At 66.8% G+C, this 18,344-nt stretch carries 17 protein-coding genes, 5 tRNA genes and 2 pseudogenes; 7 read left to right on the top strand and 17 right to left on the bottom strand.

Going from position 1 to position 18,344, the window contains the following annotated elements; translation table 11 throughout:
- Positions 1 to 24 precede the first annotated feature (24 nt).
- The 7 genes from ETC07_RS02455 to ETC07_RS02425 form a co-directional block, all read right to left on the bottom strand.
- Positions 25 to 1,164 (bottom strand): FUSC family protein, encoded by a 1,140-nt coding sequence (locus tag ETC07_RS02455; protein WP_136246899.1) that lies wholly within the window; start codon positions 1,162 to 1,164, stop codon positions 25 to 27.
- A gap of 48 nt (positions 1,165 to 1,212) precedes the next feature.
- A tRNA-Leu gene (locus tag ETC07_RS02450) sits at positions 1,213 to 1,299 on the bottom strand.
- A 29-nt stretch (positions 1,300 to 1,328) separates the two neighbouring features.
- Positions 1,329 to 1,402: transfer RNA gene (locus ETC07_RS02445), tRNA-Cys, on the bottom strand.
- A 105-nt stretch (positions 1,403 to 1,507) separates the two neighbouring features.
- Positions 1,508 to 1,582: transfer RNA gene (locus ETC07_RS02440), tRNA-Gly, on the bottom strand.
- 63 nt (positions 1,583 to 1,645) lie between these two features.
- Positions 1,646 to 2,194, bottom strand: a complete 549-nt coding sequence (pgsA, locus tag ETC07_RS02435) for a CDP-diacylglycerol--glycerol-3-phosphate 3-phosphatidyltransferase (protein ID WP_136246898.1) — start codon at positions 2,192 to 2,194, stop codon at positions 1,646 to 1,648.
- 168 nt (positions 2,195 to 2,362) lie between these two features.
- Positions 2,363 to 4,177 carry an excinuclease ABC subunit UvrC gene (gene uvrC, locus ETC07_RS02430; protein ID WP_136246897.1) on the bottom strand — a complete coding sequence of 605 codons (1,815 nt, stop codon included), beginning with the start codon at positions 4,175 to 4,177 and terminating at the stop codon, positions 2,363 to 2,365.
- Between the two features lie 57 nt (positions 4,178 to 4,234).
- Complete coding sequence (locus ETC07_RS02425; protein ID WP_136246896.1) at positions 4,235 to 4,882, bottom strand: response regulator; 648 nt, start codon at positions 4,880 to 4,882, stop codon at positions 4,235 to 4,237.
- Between the two features lie 203 nt (positions 4,883 to 5,085).
- Between ETC07_RS02425 and ETC07_RS02420 the strand changes: the two genes are divergently transcribed.
- Together ETC07_RS02420 and ETC07_RS02415 are read left to right on the top strand one after the other, a co-directional pair.
- Positions 5,086 to 5,161 (top strand) — tRNA-Ala (locus ETC07_RS02420).
- 165 nt (positions 5,162 to 5,326) lie between these two features.
- Positions 5,327 to 5,402, top strand: a tRNA-Ala gene (locus ETC07_RS02415).
- A gap of 107 nt (positions 5,403 to 5,509) precedes the next feature.
- Here the strand turns inward: ETC07_RS02415 and ETC07_RS02410 are convergent.
- From ETC07_RS02410 to ETC07_RS02395, 3 genes and pseudogenes are all read right to left on the bottom strand, one after another.
- Positions 5,510 to 5,908 (bottom strand): annotated as a pseudogene (locus tag ETC07_RS02410) (SDR family NAD(P)-dependent oxidoreductase); the annotation flags it as partial.
- Between the two features lie 222 nt (positions 5,909 to 6,130).
- Positions 6,131 to 6,940, bottom strand: coding sequence for a 2,5-didehydrogluconate reductase DkgB (gene dkgB / locus ETC07_RS02400; protein WP_136246895.1), 810 nt, complete (start codon positions 6,938 to 6,940; stop codon positions 6,131 to 6,133).
- 27 nt (positions 6,941 to 6,967) lie between these two features.
- A pseudogene (locus tag ETC07_RS02395) lies at positions 6,968 to 7,654 on the bottom strand (NAD(P)H-dependent oxidoreductase).
- Between the two features lie 56 nt (positions 7,655 to 7,710).
- On the opposite strand from ETC07_RS02395, the gene acuR reads away from it, so the two are divergent.
- Both acuR and acuI read left to right on the top strand, forming a co-directional pair.
- Positions 7,711 to 8,349 carry an acrylate utilization transcriptional regulator AcuR gene (acuR, locus tag ETC07_RS02385; RefSeq protein WP_136246894.1) on the top strand — a complete coding sequence of 213 codons (639 nt, stop codon included), beginning with the start codon at positions 7,711 to 7,713 and terminating at the stop codon, positions 8,347 to 8,349.
- A gap of 80 nt (positions 8,350 to 8,429) precedes the next feature.
- Positions 8,430 to 9,413: an acrylyl-CoA reductase (NADPH) gene (gene acuI, locus ETC07_RS02380; protein ID WP_136246893.1), complete on the top strand. Its 984-nt coding sequence runs from the start codon at positions 8,430 to 8,432 to the stop codon at positions 9,411 to 9,413.
- Between the two features lie 63 nt (positions 9,414 to 9,476).
- On the opposite strand, the gene ETC07_RS02375 is transcribed toward acuI, so the two are convergent.
- Complete coding sequence (locus ETC07_RS02375; protein ID WP_136246892.1) at positions 9,477 to 10,238, bottom strand: sporulation protein; 762 nt, start codon at positions 10,236 to 10,238, stop codon at positions 9,477 to 9,479.
- Between ETC07_RS02375 and ETC07_RS02370 the strand changes: the two genes are divergently transcribed.
- The 3 genes from ETC07_RS02370 to ETC07_RS02360 all read left to right on the top strand — a co-directional run bounded on the left by ETC07_RS02370 (position 10,237) and on the right by ETC07_RS02360 (position 12,439).
- Complete coding sequence (locus ETC07_RS02370; RefSeq protein WP_168709152.1) at positions 10,237 to 11,046, top strand: AraC family transcriptional regulator; 810 nt, start codon at positions 10,237 to 10,239, stop codon at positions 11,044 to 11,046. The two genes, ETC07_RS02375 and ETC07_RS02370, sit on opposite strands and share 2 nt — an antisense overlap.
- A gap of 75 nt (positions 11,047 to 11,121) precedes the next feature.
- Positions 11,122 to 12,045: an aromatic amino acid exporter YddG gene (gene yddG, locus ETC07_RS02365; RefSeq protein ID WP_136246890.1), complete on the top strand. Its 924-nt coding sequence runs from the start codon at positions 11,122 to 11,124 to the stop codon at positions 12,043 to 12,045.
- 55 nt (positions 12,046 to 12,100) lie between these two features.
- Entirely contained in the window at positions 12,101 to 12,439 is a 339-nt protein-coding gene (locus ETC07_RS02360; protein ID WP_136246889.1) for a tRNA-binding protein, read from the top strand.
- An 82-nt stretch (positions 12,440 to 12,521) separates the two neighbouring features.
- Here the strand turns inward: ETC07_RS02360 and ETC07_RS02355 are convergent, their stop codons facing one another.
- The 6 genes from ETC07_RS02355 to ETC07_RS02330 form a co-directional block, all read right to left on the bottom strand.
- Positions 12,522 to 13,964 carry an aldehyde dehydrogenase family protein gene (locus tag ETC07_RS02355; RefSeq protein WP_136246888.1) on the bottom strand — a complete coding sequence of 481 codons (1,443 nt, stop codon included), beginning with the start codon at positions 13,962 to 13,964 and terminating at the stop codon, positions 12,522 to 12,524.
- Positions 13,952 to 14,704, bottom strand: a complete 753-nt coding sequence (locus ETC07_RS02350) for an ABC transporter permease (protein WP_136246887.1) — start codon at positions 14,702 to 14,704, stop codon at positions 13,952 to 13,954. The genes ETC07_RS02355 and ETC07_RS02350 overlap by 13 nt, the downstream gene beginning before the upstream one ends.
- Position 14,705: 1 nt before the next feature.
- Entirely contained in the window at positions 14,706 to 15,419 is a 714-nt protein-coding gene (locus ETC07_RS02345) for an ABC transporter permease (protein ID WP_136246886.1), read from the bottom strand.
- 85 nt (positions 15,420 to 15,504) lie between these two features.
- Complete coding sequence (locus ETC07_RS02340) at positions 15,505 to 16,272, bottom strand: transporter substrate-binding domain-containing protein (protein ID WP_136246885.1); 768 nt, start codon at positions 16,270 to 16,272, stop codon at positions 15,505 to 15,507.
- 49 nt (positions 16,273 to 16,321) lie between these two features.
- On the bottom strand, positions 16,322 to 17,125 hold the full coding sequence (locus ETC07_RS02335; protein WP_136246884.1) for an ATP-binding cassette domain-containing protein: 804 nt from the start codon (positions 17,123 to 17,125) through the stop codon (positions 16,322 to 16,324).
- Positions 17,126 to 17,132: 7 nt separating this feature from the next.
- A complete protein-coding gene (locus tag ETC07_RS02330) occupies positions 17,133 to 18,326 on the bottom strand; it encodes a pyridoxal phosphate-dependent aminotransferase (RefSeq protein ID WP_136246883.1) in 1,194 nt (397 codons plus the stop codon).
- Positions 18,327 to 18,344: the final 18 nt, after the last annotated feature.

Genomic DNA, 18,344 nt, shown 5'->3' with positions numbered 1-18,344 from the left:
GCAGGTCCTTTCGGGACGCGGGCGTTACCGCGGCGATTTTCCGGCATCGTGAGGCTCGATCAGGCCGTGGCGCGATGCCCCCTGGCGTAGGCGACGGCTGGGCAGGCGCTCGAGGCTGCCCAGTTGCTCGACGAGCTCGCCGGTCAGGCGCCCCAGCTCACGGTTGAGCCACAGGTAGCCGCTGGGGCTGAACAGGCGCCTGCCGTCCTCGGCGTAGGCGTCGCCGGCGAGGTCGGCGTGGCGCTGGAGGTCGAAGGGAGCGAGATCGACCTCGATGGGGTGCCCGGTGCGGACCTGGAAGGCCAGGGTGCCGATGCCGCGCGCCAGGGCGTGCTGCTGGCCGCGCAAGCCGTGCATGGCGTCGATGCGCTCGTGTCCGGCCCGGGTGTTCCAGTGTGTCTCCAGGAGTAGCTCGATGGTCGAGAACATGCGGCGCTGGAGGGAGATGAGCCGATCCAGCTCGACTCGGGTCAGGCGATTCTCGCGATGGATGGCATCCACCAGGCCACGCTGCTTGACCAGCAGCTTGCTGCAGCCCTTGAGCAGTTCGTGGGTATCCACGTCGGGCTCTCTGTCGAGGGGCGCGCCGGCCGAGGTGTGGGCGTGATAGAGCCGGGCCATGTGGTCCAGGTGGTCGGCCAGGGCGAAGCGCAAGAGGTCGGTGGCCTTGTGGGGCAGCACCAACACGGTGACGCCGATGCCGATCAGGGTGCCCAGCAACACGTTGAAGCTCCGCCATAGCGCGGCATGCAGCTCTGGCGTGCTGCCGCCGATGACCAGCAGCAGGCTGATGGCGAACATCAGTCCGCCGTATCCGTAACGTTTCGCGAAGGTGAGCCAGGTAACCGCGGCGATGCCGACCAAGGCGCCGGCGGGAATCAGGCCAGGCCAAGGCAGCGGGATGACGATCAGCAGTAGCCCCCAGAGGGCGCCGAGCAGAGTTCCCAGCAGGCGTTGGCGCCCTTTGTCGAGCACGCCGCCGATGTGGGGCAGGTTGCCCATCACCATGACGGTGCTGACCAGCGCCCAGCCGCGGTGCGGCAGGTCGAAGGGCATGGTGATCGCGTAGGTAATGATCAGCGCCAGGGCGACGCGCATCACATGAAGGATACGGCGGTGCTGATTGGTGAAGTAAGGATCGAGGAGCGGGCGCACCAGCTTCATGGGGAGGGGTACCGTCGAAAGGTCAGCCCATGGCGAGTCGGGAAATCATGGTGCCCGGAGCCGGGCTCGAACCGGCACGGTGTTGCCACCGAGGGATTTTAAGTCCCTTGCGTCTACCAATTTCGCCATCCGGGCGGGGTTCGAGCATACAGCTATAGGAATGATGGAGGCTGAAGCCGGAATCGAACCGGCGTACGCGGAGTTGCAGTCCGCTGCATAACCACTCTGCCATCCAGCCTCAAGGATCGTGTCATCCATAGGGGATGAAGCGAAGACGAGATGACTGTCTTGCGCGTTGATCCGTTCGAATCAGTCTTTTCGGCGATACGCTTGTCGAAAAGAGTGGAGCGGGAAACGAGATTCGAACTCGCGACCCTCGCCTTGGCAAGGCGATGCTCTACCACTGAGCTATTCCCGCTTGACTCGAGGAGGTATTATACGGATAAGTCGGTGACTGTCAAACGCTTTTCGCGTTTCACCCTTACATCGAATCGCTGAGATGGGGCCAGGCGGCACGCAGGTATTGGATCATCGACCACAGGGTCAAAAGGGCGGCGGCATAGAGGGTGGCGATGCCGATGACGGCGATCGGCGTGCCCGGCGCGAACCCCAGCAGAAGCAGCAAGGCAATCATCTGCAGGGCGGTCTTCACCTTGCCGATCCATGAGACCGCGACGCTGCCACGCTTGCCCATCTCGGCCATCCATTCGCGCAGCGCCGAGATGACGATTTCGCGGCCGATGATCACCAACGCGGGGAGTGTCAGCCAGCTGGCATCGTAACGTTCGATCAACAGCGCCAGGGCGACGGCCACCATCAACTTGTCGGCGACCGGGTCGAGGAAGGCGCCGAAGGGGGTCGACTGATTCCAGCGTCGGGCCAGGTAGCCATCCAGCCAATCGGTGATCGAGGCCAGGCCGAACAGCGCCCCGGCGGCCAGCATGCTCCAGGAGAACGGCAGGTAGAACAGCGCGACCAGCAAGGGAATGAAGACGATTCTGGCCAGGGTCAGGAGGTTGGGGATGTTCATCGAAGCTGCGGTCCTTACCTGAGGTGGGAGCACGAAATATCCGGCCATTCTATCCGGCTCGGCGACACTCATCCATGCAGGGCGCGGTGAATCGTCTCGGCTGCCCGGTGGGAGAGCGGCTGATGCCGGGCATCATGGTGCGCTACTCGTGATCCTGTCCGAGGGTCTTCAGCCATGCAGGGCGCGGTGAATCGTCTCGGCCAAGGTCGTGCTGATACCGGGAACCCGGGCGAGTTCGTCGCGGTTGGCCTGGCGGACGCCCTGCAGGCCGCCGAAGAAGCGCAGCAATTCGCGCCGGCGTCGTGCCCCGACGCCGGGGATGTCTTCCAGCGTGGAGGTGCGGCGCGCCTTGTCACGCTTGGTTCGGTGGCCGGTGATGGCGAAGCGGTGAGACTCGTCGCGGATATGCTGCAGCAGGTGCAGCGCCGGCGAGGTGGCGTCGAGGTCGAGGGTGTGGTCGGCTGTCTCGAGATAGAGGATCTCCAGCCCGGCCTTGCGGGTGCTGCCCTTGGCTACGCCCAGCAGCATCACGTCGCTTACCCCGAGCTCGGCGAACACCTCGCGGGCCATGTTGAGCTGCCCCTTGCCGCCGTCGACGACCAGGATGTCTGGCCGCGTGCCTTCGCCGTCGGCGAGCCGCCGGAAGCGGCGGGTCAGGGCCTGGTGCATGGCGGCGTAGTCGTCGCCGGGCTCGATGCCGTCGATGTTGAAGCGGCGGTAGTCGGACTTACGTGGGCCATCGGCATCGAACACCACGCAGGAGGCCACGGTGGCCTCGCCCTGGCTGTGGCTGATGTCGAAGCATTCCAGGCGCTCCGGCGCCTGCCCGAGGCCGAGTGCCTCGCGCAACGCCTCGAAGCGCTTGGCCAGCTGGGTCTGGTTGGCCAGTTGGCCGGCTAGTTGCTGCTCGGCGTTGGTGTGGGCTAGTTCCTGCCACTGGGCACGGTGGCTGCGCACCTGGTCGGTGACGCGGATGCGTTTGCCGGCATGCTCGCCCAGCGCCTGGGCCAGCAATTCGGCGTCGGGCAGCGGATGGCTGGTGATGACCTCGCTGGGAATCTCGCGTGGCTGGCCGAGATAGAACTGGCTGACGAATTCGCCGAGCAAGGCCTCGGGACCGAGATCCAGGCCGTTGGTCGGCTGGTGATGGCGGGCGCCGAGCAGCCGGCCCTGGCGAATGGTCAGCACCGAGATACAGAGGGCGCCAGGGCGTGACGCCAGGGCGAAAACATCGGCGTCGCCGCTGCCGGTATCGACGAACTGGCGCTGCTGGAGTTGGCGAAGCTGCTGGATCTGGTCGCGCAGCCGGGCGGCTTCCTCGAATTCGAGGGCCTCGCTGGCCGTCTCCATGTCGCGGGTCAGCTCTCGGGTGACCGCCTCACTCTTGCCTTCCAGGCACTGGATGGCGTGGTCGAGGTCGCGCCGATAGTCGTCCTCCGAGATATGGCCCACGCATGGCGCGCTGCAGCGATGGATCTGATATTGCAGGCAGGGGCGGGTGCGATGGGCGAAGACGCTGTCTTCGCAGTTGCGGATGCGAAAGATCTTCTGCATCAGCGACAAGCTCTCGCGCACCGCGGTGCTGCTGGGGTAGGGGCCCAGGTAGCGTCCGTCGTCGTGGCGAGCGCGGGCCCGCTTGTATTCCAGGGCCGGGAAGGGGTGGCGGTCGGTGACGAACACGAAGGGGTATGACTTATCGTCGCGCAACAGGATGTTATAGGGAGGGCGCTGCTCCTTGATCAGGGTCTGCTCGAGCAGCAGTGCTTCGGTCTCGCTGTTGGTGACGGTGACCTGGATGTCGGCGATGCGGGTGACCAGTGCCTGGGTCTTGGCGTTCAGTGCGCCACGGAAGTAGCTGGCCAGGCGCGCCTTGAGGCGCCGAGCCTTGCCGACATAGAGCGTCTCGCCGCCTGCGTCGAGCATGCGATAGACGCCGGGGGCTTCGGTAACGGTGGCGAGGAAATGACGCGAATCGAAACTCATCGGGCGGCGTTATGACGAGGATGGGCGGCTATCCTATCAGACTCGCTGCCGGACGGGTCATTCCACCTCGCTGAAGCCATCGACCAGGCCATGCCGTAGCCCCAGATGGGTCAGTTCGACATCGGAATGTACGTCGAGCTTCTCGAAGATTCGGTAGCGATAGGTGTTGACCGTCTTGGGGCTCAGGAACATGCGATCGGCGATGTCGGCGACCTTCTGGCAGTTGACGATCATCATCGCGACCTGGAGTTCGCGCTGGGACAGCTGATCGAAGGGGTTGTCGCTGGCATCGATACGCGACAGCACCAGGCGTTGGGCGATCTCTGGGCTGATATAGAGTTGCCCGGCGAACACGCTGCGCACCGCGCTTACCATCTCGGCGTGCTGGGATCCCTTGCTGATGAATCCGTGGGCACCGGCATCGAGCAGGCGCTGGGCGAAGGTATCTTCGAGAAAGGCGGTCAACACCAGGGTGCGGATGTCCTGGGTGAAGCGGTGTATCTTGCGGGTGGCTTCCAGTCCACCGATGCCAGGCATGCGGATGTCCATCAAGACGATGTCGGGCTTGAGCTCGCGAGCCAGGCGGATGGCGTCTTCGCCATCCGCGGCCTCGCCCACGATGCTGATGTCCGGTTCGGCGCTGAGTAGATGGGCGATGCTGGTCCTTACCAGGTGGTGGTCGTCGGCAACGAGAACCCTGATCAAGGCAGGTGCTCCTGAGATGATATTGAAGTGTGGCCGGCATCGATTAGGCGAGCCATGATTAGCCCCTAGCGTGGCACAACATTTTGCTAAGGTGAATTGGCACTCATACGAGGTATGACTTTTCTCGTCAAGGTATTGACCAGCATAAAGAAAGTCCATAGAATACGCTTCGTTCTCGCAAGGCAGTGCCGGCGAGCAACAGTGGGGCCTTAGCTCAGCTGGGAGAGCGCAACACTGGCAGTGTTGAGGTCAGCGGTTCGATCCCGCTAGGCTCCACCAAATGAATACCGAAAAGCCGCCCGATGCCATCCGCATCGGGCGGCTTTTTCGTGGCCGAATGCTTGAGCGGTGGTGAGGGAAAGCGGGACGGTAAGGCTTGACGCCTGAAGTGATAAACCGTAATATTCGCCTCGTTCTCGCAAGGCAATGTCGGCGAGCAACAGTGGGGCCTTAGCTCAGCTGGGAGAGCGCAACACTGGCAGTGTTGAGGTCAGCGGTTCGATCCCGCTAGGCTCCACCAAATGAATATCGAAAAGCCGCCCGATGCATCCGCATCGGGCGGCTTTTTTTTATGTTCTCGCCATCTTGAGGTCGCCCTTCGCCGGGCCGCCTCGCTGCTGCTGTCGCCTATTCGGCCAGGACACGCCGGGCCATGGCCCGGCCAATAGGCAGCGTCAGTCGCGGTCGATGGCGAACGGGCATCACGTCCATCCGGTTGATGTTGATGTGCGCGGGCAGGGTCGCGACATAGAAGATCTGTTCGGCGATATCGTCGGCGGACAGCGGCGTGGTATCGCCATAGAGCTTGTCGTGGGCCTCCTGGTTGCCGTCGGTACGCACCAGGGTGAACTCCGTCTCGGACATGCCGGGGGCGACATCGGTCACCCGAACGCCGGTGCCCAGTAGATCGCAGCGCAGGTTGTAGTCGAACTGTTTGACGAAGGCTTTGGTGGCTCCATAGACGTCGCTGCCGCGGTAGGTCGTGTCGCCTGCCACCGAGCCGAGGTTGATGATGCTGGCTCCGCTGTCCTTGAAGATGTAGTAGGGGCGGCCAGTCCCTCGAGCCAGAAGCCTGTCTGCACACCGGCGTCGCCGAGGCGGTCGTGGGAGGTCTGAATGCTCAGGATACGCGGAGTCATCGAGTCCCTCCTGAGAAACGGCCCCGTAACGGGGCCGATGAAGGCGTCGTGCCCTCTTAGATCGAAGGCATCTGGCCCGGAAAGTGGGGGCCGGTGCTGGGGCGGGGCATCAGTCCCAGCTCGGGGCGAAGTCCGGGTCGGCGATGCGCTCGCCGCGCTCGAGGCCGGCGATGGCCTGCATCTCGTCTTCGCTAAGCGTCAGCTCGAAGGCCGCCAGGTTGCTGCGAATGTTCTTGGCCTTGGTCGATGACGGGAAGGTCACGATGTCCTGGGCCTTCAGCCAGGCCAGGGCGACTTGCGCCGGGCTCGCGTCATGGGCTTCGGCGATGCGCTGCAGGGTTTCGTCTTCCATGACCTTACCGACGGCCAGCGGCATGAAGGCGGTCACCGCGATGCCGTGCTCCTGGCACTTATCGATCACCGCGCGGTTCTGCAGGAAGGGGTGCACTTCGATCTGATTGGTCAGCAGGGCGCCCTCGCCGAGGATCTCGACGGCCTGGTCGAGCTGCGCTCGGGTGAAGTTCGAGACCCCGATATGGCGGGTCTTGCCGGCCTGCTGAGCCGCGCGCAAGGCGGGCAGGTAGTCGGCCATGGCGACCTCGTCGTTCGGCGAAGGCCAGTGGATCAGCAGCAGGTCGACATGGTCGGTGCCAAGCCGCTCCAGGCTCTCGTCGACGCTGCGTTCGAGATCACCGGGGACGAGGCGTTCGTACCACACCTTGGTGGTCAAAAAGATCTCGTCGCGGGGCACGCCGCTCTCGGCGATGGCGGCGCCGACCTCGGCCTCATTGCCGTAGACCTGGGCGGTATCGATGTGCCGATAGCCGAGCTCGAGGGCGGTCAGCAGGCTTTGGCGCAGGGTATCGCCTTCCAGGCGGAAGGTGCCGAAACCGGGGTTGGGTAGGGTCGTCGTGGTCATCGAAATCTCCTTGTGATGAAGGTCGTATCAGCGGTGAGCCGGTGCGAAGAGGCCTTCCAGGTGCGCCTGGTAGGCACTCCGATGGCCATCGATGTCCGCCGCCTTGATCACGTCGTTGGCGAGGAAGGTTGGCAGGGCGCTCATGCCGAGGAACTCCATGGCCTTGTGCACGGGGAAGTAAACGCCGTCGACACCGCGTCCCTCGAAGAAGTTCCCTGCCTCGTCGAAGGCCTCCTGGGGTGCGTTCCAGGTCAACTACAGCAGGTAGTGCTTGCCCTGCAGCAGGCCACCGCTGCCGTACTGGCGGCTGGGATCGTGGCGCGAGCGGCCGTCGCTGGCATACAAGCTGCTGTGGCCCTGGGTGAGCACCTCGTCCAGGTAGCGCTTGACGGTCCAGGGCGTTCCCATCCACCAGCCTGGCATCTGCAGGATGATGGTGTCAGCCCACAGCCACTTCTCGACCTCGGCCTCGCCATCGTAGCCGTCGTCGATGCGGGTTTCCTGCAGGGTGTGTCCCTGCTCGGTCAGCAGGTCACGGGCGGTCTCGTCCAGGGTCGGCTGGTCAGCCTGATGGCGAGCCGCATCATCAGCCCCAATCCCCGCGAGCAGGTCCAGGCGGTCTATTACCGCAACACGGCCCTGACGGCACGGATCGGCGCCTTCCTCGACTACGTGGCGCCGCGGCTGCGTCTGTGATTCGGCGGTGCGCCTCACTGGCCCGGTGTCCAGGGGCGGCTTGATTTTATAGACGACCAGTCTATATTGAGGGAATGACGCAATCGACTCCCACCTCCACTCCCCGTCGTGGCCGACCGCCCAAGGTGCCCCGCGACGATCCCGACACCCGGGCGGCGCTGATCCGCAGCGGGGTCGAAGTGCTCACCGAGCAAGGCTTCGCGGTGTCCGGCATCGACGGCATCCTCAAGCGGGTCGGCGTGCCCAAGGGATCCTTCTATTACTATTTCGATAGCAAGGAGGCCTTCGGACGTGCCGTCATGGAGCATTACGGGGCCTTTTTCGCCCGCAAGCTGGATGGCCACCTGCGTGATGCGTCGCAATCGCCCCTGCGGCGCCTCGAGGCGTTCGCCGCCGATGCCAGGCAGGGGATGGCGCGTCACGACTTCCGCCGCGGCTGCCTGGTAGGCAACCTGGGGCAGGAAGCCGGTGGCCTGCCGGAGGGCTATCGCCAGTGGTTGCGTGACACCCTCGCCGATTGGCAGCGTCGGGTGGCGCGTTGCCTTCGCGAAGCCCGGGCCGTGGGTGAGCTGGCCGAGGATGCCGATTGCGACAGGCTCGCCGAGGCGTTCTGGATCGGCTGGGAAGGGGCGGTGATGCGTGCCCGCCTGGAAGGCGGGGCGCGTCCGCTGGATATCTTCATGAGCACGTATCTGGACGGTCTACCTCGCTAGGCCATATGGAAACCGGCAGGGTTCGAGGCGTTCAGGTTTTTGTCATTCTGTAGACGACCGGTCTAAAAGAGAGGTGCACGATGTTCAAGGCCATTCTGATCGATAAGCAGGACGAGCGGCAGCGGGTGGCGCTGACCACCCTGGACGAGTCGCAACTGCCGGACGGCGATGTCACCGTCCGGGTCGAGTGCAGCACGTTGAACTACAAGGATGCCTTGGCGATCACCGGCAAGGGCCCGGTGGTGCGCCAGTTTCCCATGGTGCCGGGGATCGACCTGGCGGGGACGGTCGAGCAGTCCAGCCATGACGACTATGCGCCGGGGGATGCGGTGTTGCTCAATGGCTGGGGCGTCGGGGAGCAGCACTGGGGCGGCCTGGCCGGGAGGGCCCGCCTGGAGGGACGCTGGCTGATCCCCCACCCGGAGGCCTTCACCCCTCGCCAGTCCATGGCCATCGGCACCGCGGGGTATACCGCCATGCTGTCGGTCATGGCGTTGGAGCGTCAGGGCGTCACCCCGGAGCACGGCGAGGTGCTGGTGACCGGGGCCAGCGGCGGGGTCGGCAGCTACGCCATCGCGTTGCTGGCCCGACTGGGCTATATGGTGGTGGCCTCCACCGGTCGCCTCGAGGAAGCGGAGTACCTCGAGGGGCTCGGGGCCCGGGAGGTGATCGACCGCCGCGAGCTGTCCGAGCCGGGGCGGCCGATGGCCAGGGAGCGTTGGGCGGGAGTGATCGACTCGGTGGGCAGCCACACCCTGGCCAACGCCCTGGCCGCGACCCGTTATGGCGGTACGGTGGCGGCCTGTGGCCTGGCTCAGGGCATGGACCTGCCCGCCAGCGTCGCACCCTTCATCCTGCGCGGCGTGACACTGGCGGGGGTCGACAGCGTGATGCGTCCGCGCGAGGACCGGCTAGAGGCCTGGCGCCGGCTCGGCGAGTTGCTGGTGCCCGAGCAGCTGGACGCCATCACCCGGACGATCGGTCTGGAGGACGCCATCGGCGAGGCCGACGCGTTGCTTGCCGGGCGCATCCGCGGCCGCCTGGTGGTGGACGTGACGCGCTGAGGGGCCGCCTCGGCGGGGCACGCCTGGCGTACCCCGCCCACACACCGGCCGGTGGGTCCGGCGTCAGCCCAGTACCGACTCCAGCCGACCGCGCAGTGCCTCGACGGATTCGCTGCCGTCGAGCGTGATGCGGTAGAAGCGCTCGTCGGTGCCGGCCATCTCGGAGAGCAGCGAGCCGAGCCTGGTGGCGCGGGTATCGCGCTGGACCAGCAGGTCGAGGCCGTTGCCGCCGGAGGAGGGCAGGAACGCCAGTTCCGCCTCGTCGAGGTGGCCGAAGCGGCTACCGGGGGTGGGCTTGAACTCGAATTCCTGCAGGCAGCCGGTGGCGGGGTTCTTGCGCGAGAGCTCCAGCGGCGCGCCGGTCATCACGAAGCCGAGCTGTTCCATGGCCTCGAAGGCGGCGCGGTGCACCGGGCCGGGCCGGATGCGCAGCGGGTCCTTGTCGCGCGGATCCAGCGCCATGGCGATGTCGGCGTGGGTGGCCACCCAGGTCTTGGGATGCTGGCGACCCACCGAGAGCGGCGACAGCAGCGGCAGCGTCAGCTCGAAGGGAATCCGCTTCTGCTCGCCGGCCTCGATGGTCATGGCGCCACAGACCCGGGTGGAGGCCCAGGCATGGCCGATTCTGACCTTCTTGTCGTCGATCTCCTTGATCGCCTCGCTGGCCAGGTCCAGGACCAGGGCGTCCAGGTCCTGGCTGACCTCGCCGCCCTGAATGAGCACCTCGCCCTTGAGCACGCCGCCGGCCTCGGCGGCATCGTTTTCCAGCAGGGTATCCACGCGGGCGCTGCCGATGCCGACGGCGGCCATGAGCTTGTCGAACATGCGTCGTTTCCTCGTGCGCGATTGGGTGAAGCCGAGCGTATCGTCGGTCATCGTGCCGGCCGTGACCGGCGCAGGCAAGTGGCGCTGGCATCCGCCTCGCGGGCCCGGCATCCTGTCGGGCATGACCCGCGAGTTTCGCCCTCGGCCTGGCAGCGTCGAGCGCCGCTATCCCCCCGACTGCCTGAGTGACACCCATGACCACCACCAGCTGCTGGTGGGGCTCGACGGCCGCGTGGATGTCGAGGTCGAGGGGCGTGGCGGCGCCATGGCGCCGGGCGGGGTGTGCCTGATTCCCGCCGCCGCGACCCATCACTACCTGGGGCTCGACCTCGATAACCGTTGCCGGGTGCTGGATCTACCGGTCGGCGAGGACGCCGTCGATGCGCTGTTCGCGCGTATCCGCTTCCTGCGCCTGTCGCCGGAGGAGGCCAGGGGGCTGGGCGATGAGGCGCTGTTGGCACGGCTCGGTGGCGCGCCGCCCTGGTGGGGGGCGCGGCTCAACATGGCGCGGCTGACCCGGTTAGTACAGGACGATCCGGCCGCGCCCTGGAGCCTGGCGCGCCTGGCCGAGGCCGCCAGGCTCTCGGAGCGCCAGCTGCGTCGCAGCCTCTTCGATGCGACCGGCCAGCCTCCCTGGCGGTGGCTGCAGGCCCAGCGCCTGTCGCTGGCCGAGCGGCTGCTGGCCTCCGGGGATGCCTCGATCACCGAGATCGCCCTGGCCTGCGGCTTCGCCGACGGGGCCCAGTTCAGTCGCCACTTCCGCCGTTGGCGGGGCATGACGCCGAGCGACTTCCGCCGCCGGCCCTGATGGCCGAAATCGACAAGCCGTCGTCGCGTCGGACGGCCACACTCGTCGGCCCATCCCGCGAATGGAGGCATCGAGATGTCGGCCGAGTTCACCGCCGAGGCGCATCGCGCCACCCTGTGGGGCGCCAGTACCGTCCTCAACTGGGCGACCCTGGCGCTGTTCACCCAATGGGCCGGCCCGGTGCCGCCCTTCCTGCTCACCGCGCTGTGCTTCGGACTGGCCGGCGGCCTGGCGTTGCTGGTGTTCCTGGCCCGCGGCGAGGGCCAGGCCCTGGCCGAGGCGTTTCGTCAGCCGCCGGCGGGCTGGCTGCTGGGCGTCGGCGGCCTGTTCGGCTATCACCTCTGCTACTTCATCGCCCAGCAGAACGCCCCGGCGGCCAACGCCGGGCTGATCAGCTACCTGTGGCCGCTGTTGATCGTGATCCTGGCCGGCTGGCTGCTGCCCGGCGAGCGCCTGCGCGGCATTCATCTGCTGGGTGGCGTGTGTGGCTTCATCGGTGCGGCACTGCTGGTGGGGCCTTCCGGCTTCGACTGGGCGGGGGAATACACGCTGGGCTACCTGGTGGCGCTGCTCGCGGCCTTCATCTGGAGCGGCTATTCCGTGGCCTCGCGGCTATTGTCGCGGATTCCCACCACCGCGGTGGCCTGGAACTGCCTCGGCGCCGCGGCGCTGGCGCTTGGCTGTCACCTGGCCTGGGAGCCTCGCGGCTGGCCCGAGGGCGCGAACCCGTTGGCCATCCTGGCCTTGGGGTTGGGGCCGGTGGGCAGCGCCTTCTTCACCTGGGATGTCGGCATGAAGCGCGGGCGGGTGCGTCTGCTGGGGCTTTTGTCCTACGCCACGCCGCTGTTCTCCACCCTAGTGCTGATCGCCGCCGGCCTGGCGACGGCCAGCGCGACGCTGCTGATCGCCGCGCTGCTGATCTGCGGCGGCGCGTTGATCGGCAGCGACATGCTGGGAAGCCGAAAGGATCGGCGGTCGCGGGAAGCGTCGCGGGGATAGCGCCCGGTGCGTTGAACGCCGTCGGGTCGGATGGAAGACGCAAGAGGAGAAACGCATGGAACAGATTGAATGGGCGGATTTCGCCAGGGTCGAACTGCGGGTGGGCACTATCGTGGACGCCGAGGCCTTTCCCGAGGCCCGGCGGCCGGCCTACAAGCTGCATGTCGACTTCGGCGAGGCCATCGGGATGCGCAAGTCCAGCGCCCAGATCACCGACCTGTACGAGCCGGGCAAACTGATCGGCAAGCAGGTGGTCGCGGTCGTCAACTTTCCCGCCAAGCAGATCGGCCCGATGACGTCGGAGTGCCTGGTCACTGGCTTCCACCGCGAGGACGGTGCCGTGGCGCTGGCCACGCCCGACCTGGCGGTGCCGAACGGGGCGCGGCTGGCGTAGAGCTCGACACATCATGACGACGACGAGGCCGCCCAGTGGGCGGCCTCGTTGCGTTGTTGGAAGAGCATATCGTCAGCCGTGGTCAGGCCGGCCGCGTCACATAGCGGGCCTCGAGATAGGCATCGAGACCCGCGCGGCCCAGCTCGCGGCCGAGGCCGCTGCCCTTCATGCCGCCCCAGCCGAGCCCCGGCGGGGCCACCTGGTAGGTGTTGCACCAGACATTGCCGGCGGTGAGACGGTTCGCCAGGGCATCGGCGCGTTCGCCCGTGCCGGCCACCACGGTGGCCGCCAGCCCGAAGGCGCTGTCGTTAGCCAGTGCCACCGCCTCGTCATCGTCGCGAACGGCTCGCGCACAGAGGACCGGGCCGAAGATCTCCTCGCGCCACAGCCGGCTCGCGGTCGGCACGTCGCGGAATACCCGTGGGCTGACGAAATGCCCCTGATCGGGTAGGGCGAGCGCCGGCGTTGTGGTGGGCGTGAGCCCCTCGGCCTCGGCTTCGGCCAGGTAGGCACTGACCCGATGGCGTTGTGTGGCGTTGACCAGCGGGCCTAGCGTGGTGGCCGGGTCCTGCGGGTCGCCGGCGACCAACTCGGCGATGGCCGCGTCCAGCCGGTCGTGGAGGGCATTGGCGACGCGCTCGTGGACCAGCAGACGTGAGGTGGCCGAGCACATCTGGCCGGCGTTGTAGCAGAACCCGGCCAGTACCAGCTCCGTCGCCAGGTCCAGGTCGGCATCCTCGGTGACCAGTATCGGCGACTTGCCGCCGAGCTCCAGGGAGACGTTGCGCGTGCCGCGGGCGGCGGCGGCCATGACTGCCTCACCCACTGGGTTGCTGCCGGTGAAGGACAGCTTGTCGACCCCGGGGTGAGCGGTCAGTGGGGCGCCGATGTTAGCGCCATCGCCGTGCACCAGGTTGAAGACGCCGGCCGGTAGCTCGATAGCCTGAGCGATCTCGGCGAGGGCCTGCTCAGGCAGCGGGGTGACCTCGGAGGGCTTGAACACCACCGTACAGCCGGCGGCCAGCGCCGGGGCGATCTTCCAGGCGCTGCTGACCAGAGGGAAGTTCCAGGGCGTGATCAGCCCGGCTACGCCGGCGGGTTCCTGGTAGCGCCGCGAGACCAGGCCCGCCTCGCCGGTGCTCACGGTCTCGCCCTGGCGGGCCTCGAGATCTCGAGCCTCGCCGGCATAGTGTCGGTAACAGGCGATGGCATCGCTTAAATCCTGCTCGGCCTCGGCCCGCGGCTTGCCGTTGTTGCGGCTGGACAGCGCCGCGAGCTCATCGCGGCGCTCGGCCAGGGCATCGGCGAAGGCATCCAGGTAGGCGCCGCGCGCCACGCCGCCCAGGGCGCGCCAGGCGGGAAGGGCACGCCGTGCCGCGCTCACGGCGGCGTCCACATCCTCGGGGGCACCGGCGGTGACCTCGGCGATCAGTGTGTCATGGTAGGGGTCGGTGACCGGCAAGCGGCGCTCGCCACGGCTGGTGACCCACTGCTTATCGATGAAATGGTGCATCAGTCCTTGCATGAGGAGGGCTCCATGTGGCGGGAGGGAAGCCAGCGGCGGCGCGTCGGCTGCATGCCCGGGAAGTGGCGTTCCACCTGACGCAGTACCAGGGTCAGTACCACCGTCATGGCCAGGTAGATGCCGGCGATCAGCATGAGCGGTTCGTAGACCAGGAAGGTCTCGTCACGAATGATGTTGGCTGCCTGCAGCAGGTCCATCAGGGCGATGGTGGAGACCAATGGCACCGACTTGAGCAGCAGGATCATCTCGCCGGTCAGGGTCGGTAGACATAGCTGGATGGCGCGTGGCAGCCATAGCCGGGAGAACACCTGGAACGGGCTCATGCCGAAGGCACGGCCGGCTTCGCGCTCGCCTTGAGGCACGTTGGCCAGCGCGCCGCGCAGGACTTCTCCGGAGTAGGCGCCGACGCTCAGGGTGAAGGTCAGGGCACCATAGAAGAAGGGATCGCGCAGGATCGGCCAGATCGGGCTGTCCTGGATACCGGGGATGCCTTCCAGCAATCGGCCGACGCCGTAATAGAAGAAGAACAGCTGCACCAGCAGTGGTGTGCCGCGCATCACGATGGTGAAGCCTTTCGCCAGCATGGCCAGCGGCCGGGGGCCCTTGAGGCGCGCCATGGCCACCGCCACGGCCAGCATCAGGCCGCCGATCGCGGAGACGACCAGCAACCACAGAGTGTTGATGAAGCCTTCGATCAGGTATTCCTGATAGAAGCCGTCCTGGAGCCAGGAAAAGTCCATGTCAGGCCTCCTCTTGATGCGGGAGGCCGCGGCGCACGCGGCGCTCCAGCCGGGTGAACAGGGCCGTGGACGACAGCGTGATGATCAGGTAAATGACCCCGGCGGCGGCGTAGAACAGGAAATGGGCGCGGGTGCTGGCCGCGGCCTGCTGGATGGTGAAGAACAGCTCGCTGAAGCCGATCACGCTGATCAGGGCGGTGTCCTTGATCAGGATCAGCCACAGGTTGGACATCCCGGGCAGGGCGTTGGGCAGCATGGCCGGCACCACGATGCGGTGAAAGCGCGTCCAGGCGGAGAAGCCGAAGGCATCGGCCGCCTCGAGCTGGCCCCGGGGAATGGCCAGGATGGCGCCGCGCAGCACCTCGGTCATGTAGGCACCCTGGACGAAGGCCAGCACGCCGACGGCGGTCACGAAGCCGTTGATGGCGACCTGGCCGGGTAGCCCGAAGGCGTTGGTCAGGGCGGTGAGCGCCTGGGAGCCGGCGTAGTAGAGCAGGATGATCAGCAGCAGCTCGGGGACCGCCCGCACCGCGGTGGAGTAGACGGTGGCCAGGCCCCGCAGCGGCGCCCAGGGGCTGAGTCGCGCGCTGGCGCCGATCAGACCCAGCATCAGGCCAATGGCGTAGGCCAGCACGGCGATCTCGAGGGTCGTGAGTGCCCCCTGGAGAATGGGGCCGGCCCAATCGAGCAGGCCCTCTTGGGAAACGTTGTCCATGGAAACAGGGTGTCCTTGATGAGACAGGGCGAGGCCGGCAGGCGGGGGATAGCGCCTGCCGGACGAGCGTCGTCGAGGACCGGGATCAGGTACAGATATCGGTGGCGAAGTACTTCTCGGAAAGCGCGGCGCAGGTGCCGTCCTCGCGGACTTCGGTGATAGCCGCGTTGAGGTCGGCCTCCAGGGCGTCGTCGCCCTGGCGCAGGCCGAGGCCGATCCCTTCACCGAAGGCTTCGTGGCGGGGGGCGGTGGCCTTGACCTCGTAGCCTGCGGCCGCATCACGCTGCAGGAACTCGATCATGGCGATCTTGTCGGCCAGGATCACATCCAGGCGGCCGGCCAGCAGGTCACGGTTGACCTGTTCGGCCTGGTCATACAGGCGGGTGTCGCCGACGCTGTCGCGCAGGGCGCGGCGTGCGTAGGTGGCCTGGGTGGTCGCGGCCTGTACGCCGAGCACGTAATCGCTGAGCCCTTCGGGGATCTCGAGCGTGAGATCCTTGGCGGCCACGTAAGCGCTGCCCGAGAAGTAATAGGGATCGCTGAAGTCGATGACCCGCTGACGTGCCTCGGTGATCGACATGGAGTTCATGATCATGTCGATGCGCCCGGCCTTGAGCGAGGGAATGATGCCGCTCCAGCCGGTGGGGGTGATCTCGCAGGGGCGTTCCATGGCCTCGCAGAAGGCCATGCCAAGCTCGACCTCGAAGCCTGTCCATTCCCCATCGGAAGAGGTGTAGGTGAACGGCGGATAGGGCTCGGCGGAGATGCCGATCTTCAGCGGTTCGGCGGCCTGGGCGGTGGCGGACAGGCCGAGCAGGGCGGCGGCGGTGACGGACATCAGGGAATGGTTCATGCGGTTCTCCTTGGAGTTATCGTGTCGCGCGAGGCAATGACGCGGCGGTTCATACCACCGGTGCCACGAAACGCTTGCAATTCGAGTCTTGGCTTTCTTCGAAGACCTGGCGCGGCGAGCCGGCCTCGCCGACGAAGCCGCGGTCGAGGAACACGACCTGGTCCGAGACCTCACGGGCGAAGGCCATCTCGTGGGTGACCAGCACCATGGTGCGGCCCTCGTCGGCGAGGCCGCGAATGACGCCCAGCACCTCGCTGACGCGTTCCGGATCGAGGGCCGAGGTTGGCTCATCGAAAAGCAGCAGCTGCGGCTCCATGGCCAGTGCCCGGGCGATGGCCACACGCTGCTGCTGGCCACCCGACAGGAACGCCGGATAGCCGTCGCGCTTGTCGGCCATGCCGACGCGTTCCAGGTAGTGCTCGGCGCGCTCGATGGCGCGTCGCTTCGACAGGCCCTGGACGCGCATGGGGGCCTCGGTGATGTTGCCTAATACCGTGAGGTGGGGCCAAAGATTGAACTGCTGGAAGACCATGCTGACCTTGGCACGCAGCTTCTGTAGCTGCCGCCGGTCGAGGCCGACGATGTCGCCCTGGGGATTGCGGTCGAAGCGGATCGCCTCATCCGCAATCGCCAGGTCGCCCTGGTCGGGGCGTTCCAGCAGGTTGAGGCAGCGCAGCAGGGTGCTCTTGCCGGAGCCGCTGGCGCCGATGATGGAAGTGACGCTGCCCTGAGGCACCTCGAGGGACACGTCGCGCAGCACCTCGAGGTCGCCATAGCGCTTGACGAGGTGCTGGACCTCCACCGCCAGGCGGTGGGAGGTATCGGCAGAGGAGGCTTGGGTCGATGATGTCATAGGCGGCTCATGCGGTGGTGGACAGGGAGTCGGCGTGAGCATCTTCGGCGGCTCGTACCAGGCGCTGGCAGGCATCGCGCAGGCGCGCCTCGTCGACGGTCAGGCTCAGGCGAACGAAACCGGCGGCGGACGGGCCGAAGGCCTCACCGGAGAGCACGGAAACGCCTTGCTCGTCGAGCAGGCGGTCGGCGAAGGCCTGGGAAGAGAGCCCGGTGGCGCGGATATCGATCATCAGGAACATGCCCGCCGCCGGAGCGATGACCCGCACGGCGGAGCAATCGGCCAGCGTTTCGACCACGGCATCGCGGCGGCCGCGATAGGTCTCACGCATGGTGTCGAGCTCGGGCAGGGGCAGGCGCAGGGCATCGTGGGCGGCGTCCTGGATGAAGTCCGGGCAGCCGTAGAGCATGCACAGCGCCAGGTTGCCGAGATGCTCGATCAGCGCCTCGGGGCCGAGCACCCAGCCCAGTCGCCAGCCGGTCATGGCATGGGACTTGGAGAGGCTGTCGACCACCACGGTGCGGTCGGCCATGTCGGGCAGCCCGGCGGCGCACGTGTGCTGGCCCTCGAAGATCAGCTCGGCGTAGACCTCGTCGGAGATCAGCCAGAGATCGTGGCGCTGGCACAGCGCGGCGATGGCGGCCCAGGCCTCGGCATCGATCAGCTGGCCGGTGGGGTTGTGCGGGCTGTTGAGCAGGATCGCCCGGGTATGCGGCGTGATCGCCGCTTCCAGGTCGGCCACGTCCAGGCGGAAGCCGGCGTCGCCACGCAGCGGGATATGCACCATGCGGGCGCCGGTGGACTGCAGCACCGCCTCGTAGGTGACATAGCTCGGCTCGGGGACGATGACCTCGTCGCCCGGGTCGAGCAGGCACTGGGCGGTGGCATAGAGACCGCATTGGGCGCCTGACATGACGATCAGACGATCCGGGGTGACGTCCACGCCACGCGCCTGATAGCGCTCGGCGATGGCCTCACGCAGGGCCAGCTTGCCCTGGACATCGGGGTAATGGGTGGCGCCGGCGCGCAGGCTTGTCACCGCGCCTTCGACGATCGGCGCCGGGGTGTCGAAGTCCGGGTCGCCCACCGAGAGCACGGTGATGTCCTCGCCGTTGGCCTGACGGGCCAAGGCCCGGTTGTGGATGTCCCAGGCCGCGGCGCCTTCGCCGGCGATACGCTCGGTCAGTCGGGAAAATTGCATCTCGCTCTCGCTTTATCG

This window comes from Halomonas borealis (assembly GCF_004798905.1).
Taxonomy (GTDB): domain Bacteria; phylum Pseudomonadota; class Gammaproteobacteria; order Pseudomonadales; family Halomonadaceae; genus Halomonas; species Halomonas borealis.
Note: the sequence above shows the minus strand (reverse complement) of the source record. Positions and strands in the feature narration are given on the sequence as shown.

Excerpts from the sequence above, each read along its gene's own strand:
- acuR (WP_136246894.1), top strand. The coding sequence starts at position 7,711 with ATGACGCAATCGACTCCCACCTCCACTCCCCGTCGTGGCCGACCGCCC.
- pgsA (WP_136246898.1), bottom strand. The coding sequence starts at position 2,194 with ATGAACATCCCCAACCTCCTGACCCTGGCCAGAATCGTCTTCATTCCC.
- ETC07_RS02455 (WP_136246899.1), bottom strand. The coding sequence starts at position 1,164 with ATGAAGCTGGTGCGCCCGCTCCTCGATCCTTACTTCACCAATCAGCAC.
- ETC07_RS02345 (WP_136246886.1), bottom strand. The coding sequence starts at position 15,419 with ATGGACAACGTTTCCCAAGAGGGCCTGCTCGATTGGGCCGGCCCCATT.
- dkgB (WP_136246895.1), bottom strand. The coding sequence starts at position 6,940 with ATGACCACGACGACCCTACCCAACCCCGGTTTCGGCACCTTCCGCCTG.
- yddG (WP_136246890.1), top strand. The coding sequence starts at position 11,122 with ATGTCGGCCGAGTTCACCGCCGAGGCGCATCGCGCCACCCTGTGGGGC.
- ETC07_RS02350 (WP_136246887.1), bottom strand. The coding sequence starts at position 14,704 with ATGGACTTTTCCTGGCTCCAGGACGGCTTCTATCAGGAATACCTGATC.
- ETC07_RS02360 (WP_136246889.1), top strand. The coding sequence starts at position 12,101 with ATGGAACAGATTGAATGGGCGGATTTCGCCAGGGTCGAACTGCGGGTG.
- uvrC (WP_136246897.1), bottom strand. The coding sequence starts at position 4,177 with ATGAGTTTCGATTCGCGTCATTTCCTCGCCACCGTTACCGAAGCCCCC.
- ETC07_RS02370 (WP_168709152.1), top strand. The coding sequence starts at position 10,237 with ATGCGTCGTTTCCTCGTGCGCGATTGGGTGAAGCCGAGCGTATCGTCG.
- ETC07_RS02340 (WP_136246885.1), bottom strand. The coding sequence starts at position 16,272 with ATGAACCATTCCCTGATGTCCGTCACCGCCGCCGCCCTGCTCGGCCTG.
- ETC07_RS02335 (WP_136246884.1), bottom strand. The coding sequence starts at position 17,125 with ATGACATCATCGACCCAAGCCTCCTCTGCCGATACCTCCCACCGCCTG.
- ETC07_RS02375 (WP_136246892.1), bottom strand. The coding sequence starts at position 10,238 with ATGTTCGACAAGCTCATGGCCGCCGTCGGCATCGGCAGCGCCCGCGTG.
- ETC07_RS02330 (WP_136246883.1), bottom strand. The coding sequence starts at position 18,326 with ATGCAATTTTCCCGACTGACCGAGCGTATCGCCGGCGAAGGCGCCGCG.
- ETC07_RS02355 (WP_136246888.1), bottom strand. The coding sequence starts at position 13,964 with ATGCAAGGACTGATGCACCATTTCATCGATAAGCAGTGGGTCACCAGC.
- acuI (WP_136246893.1), top strand. The coding sequence starts at position 8,430 with ATGTTCAAGGCCATTCTGATCGATAAGCAGGACGAGCGGCAGCGGGTG.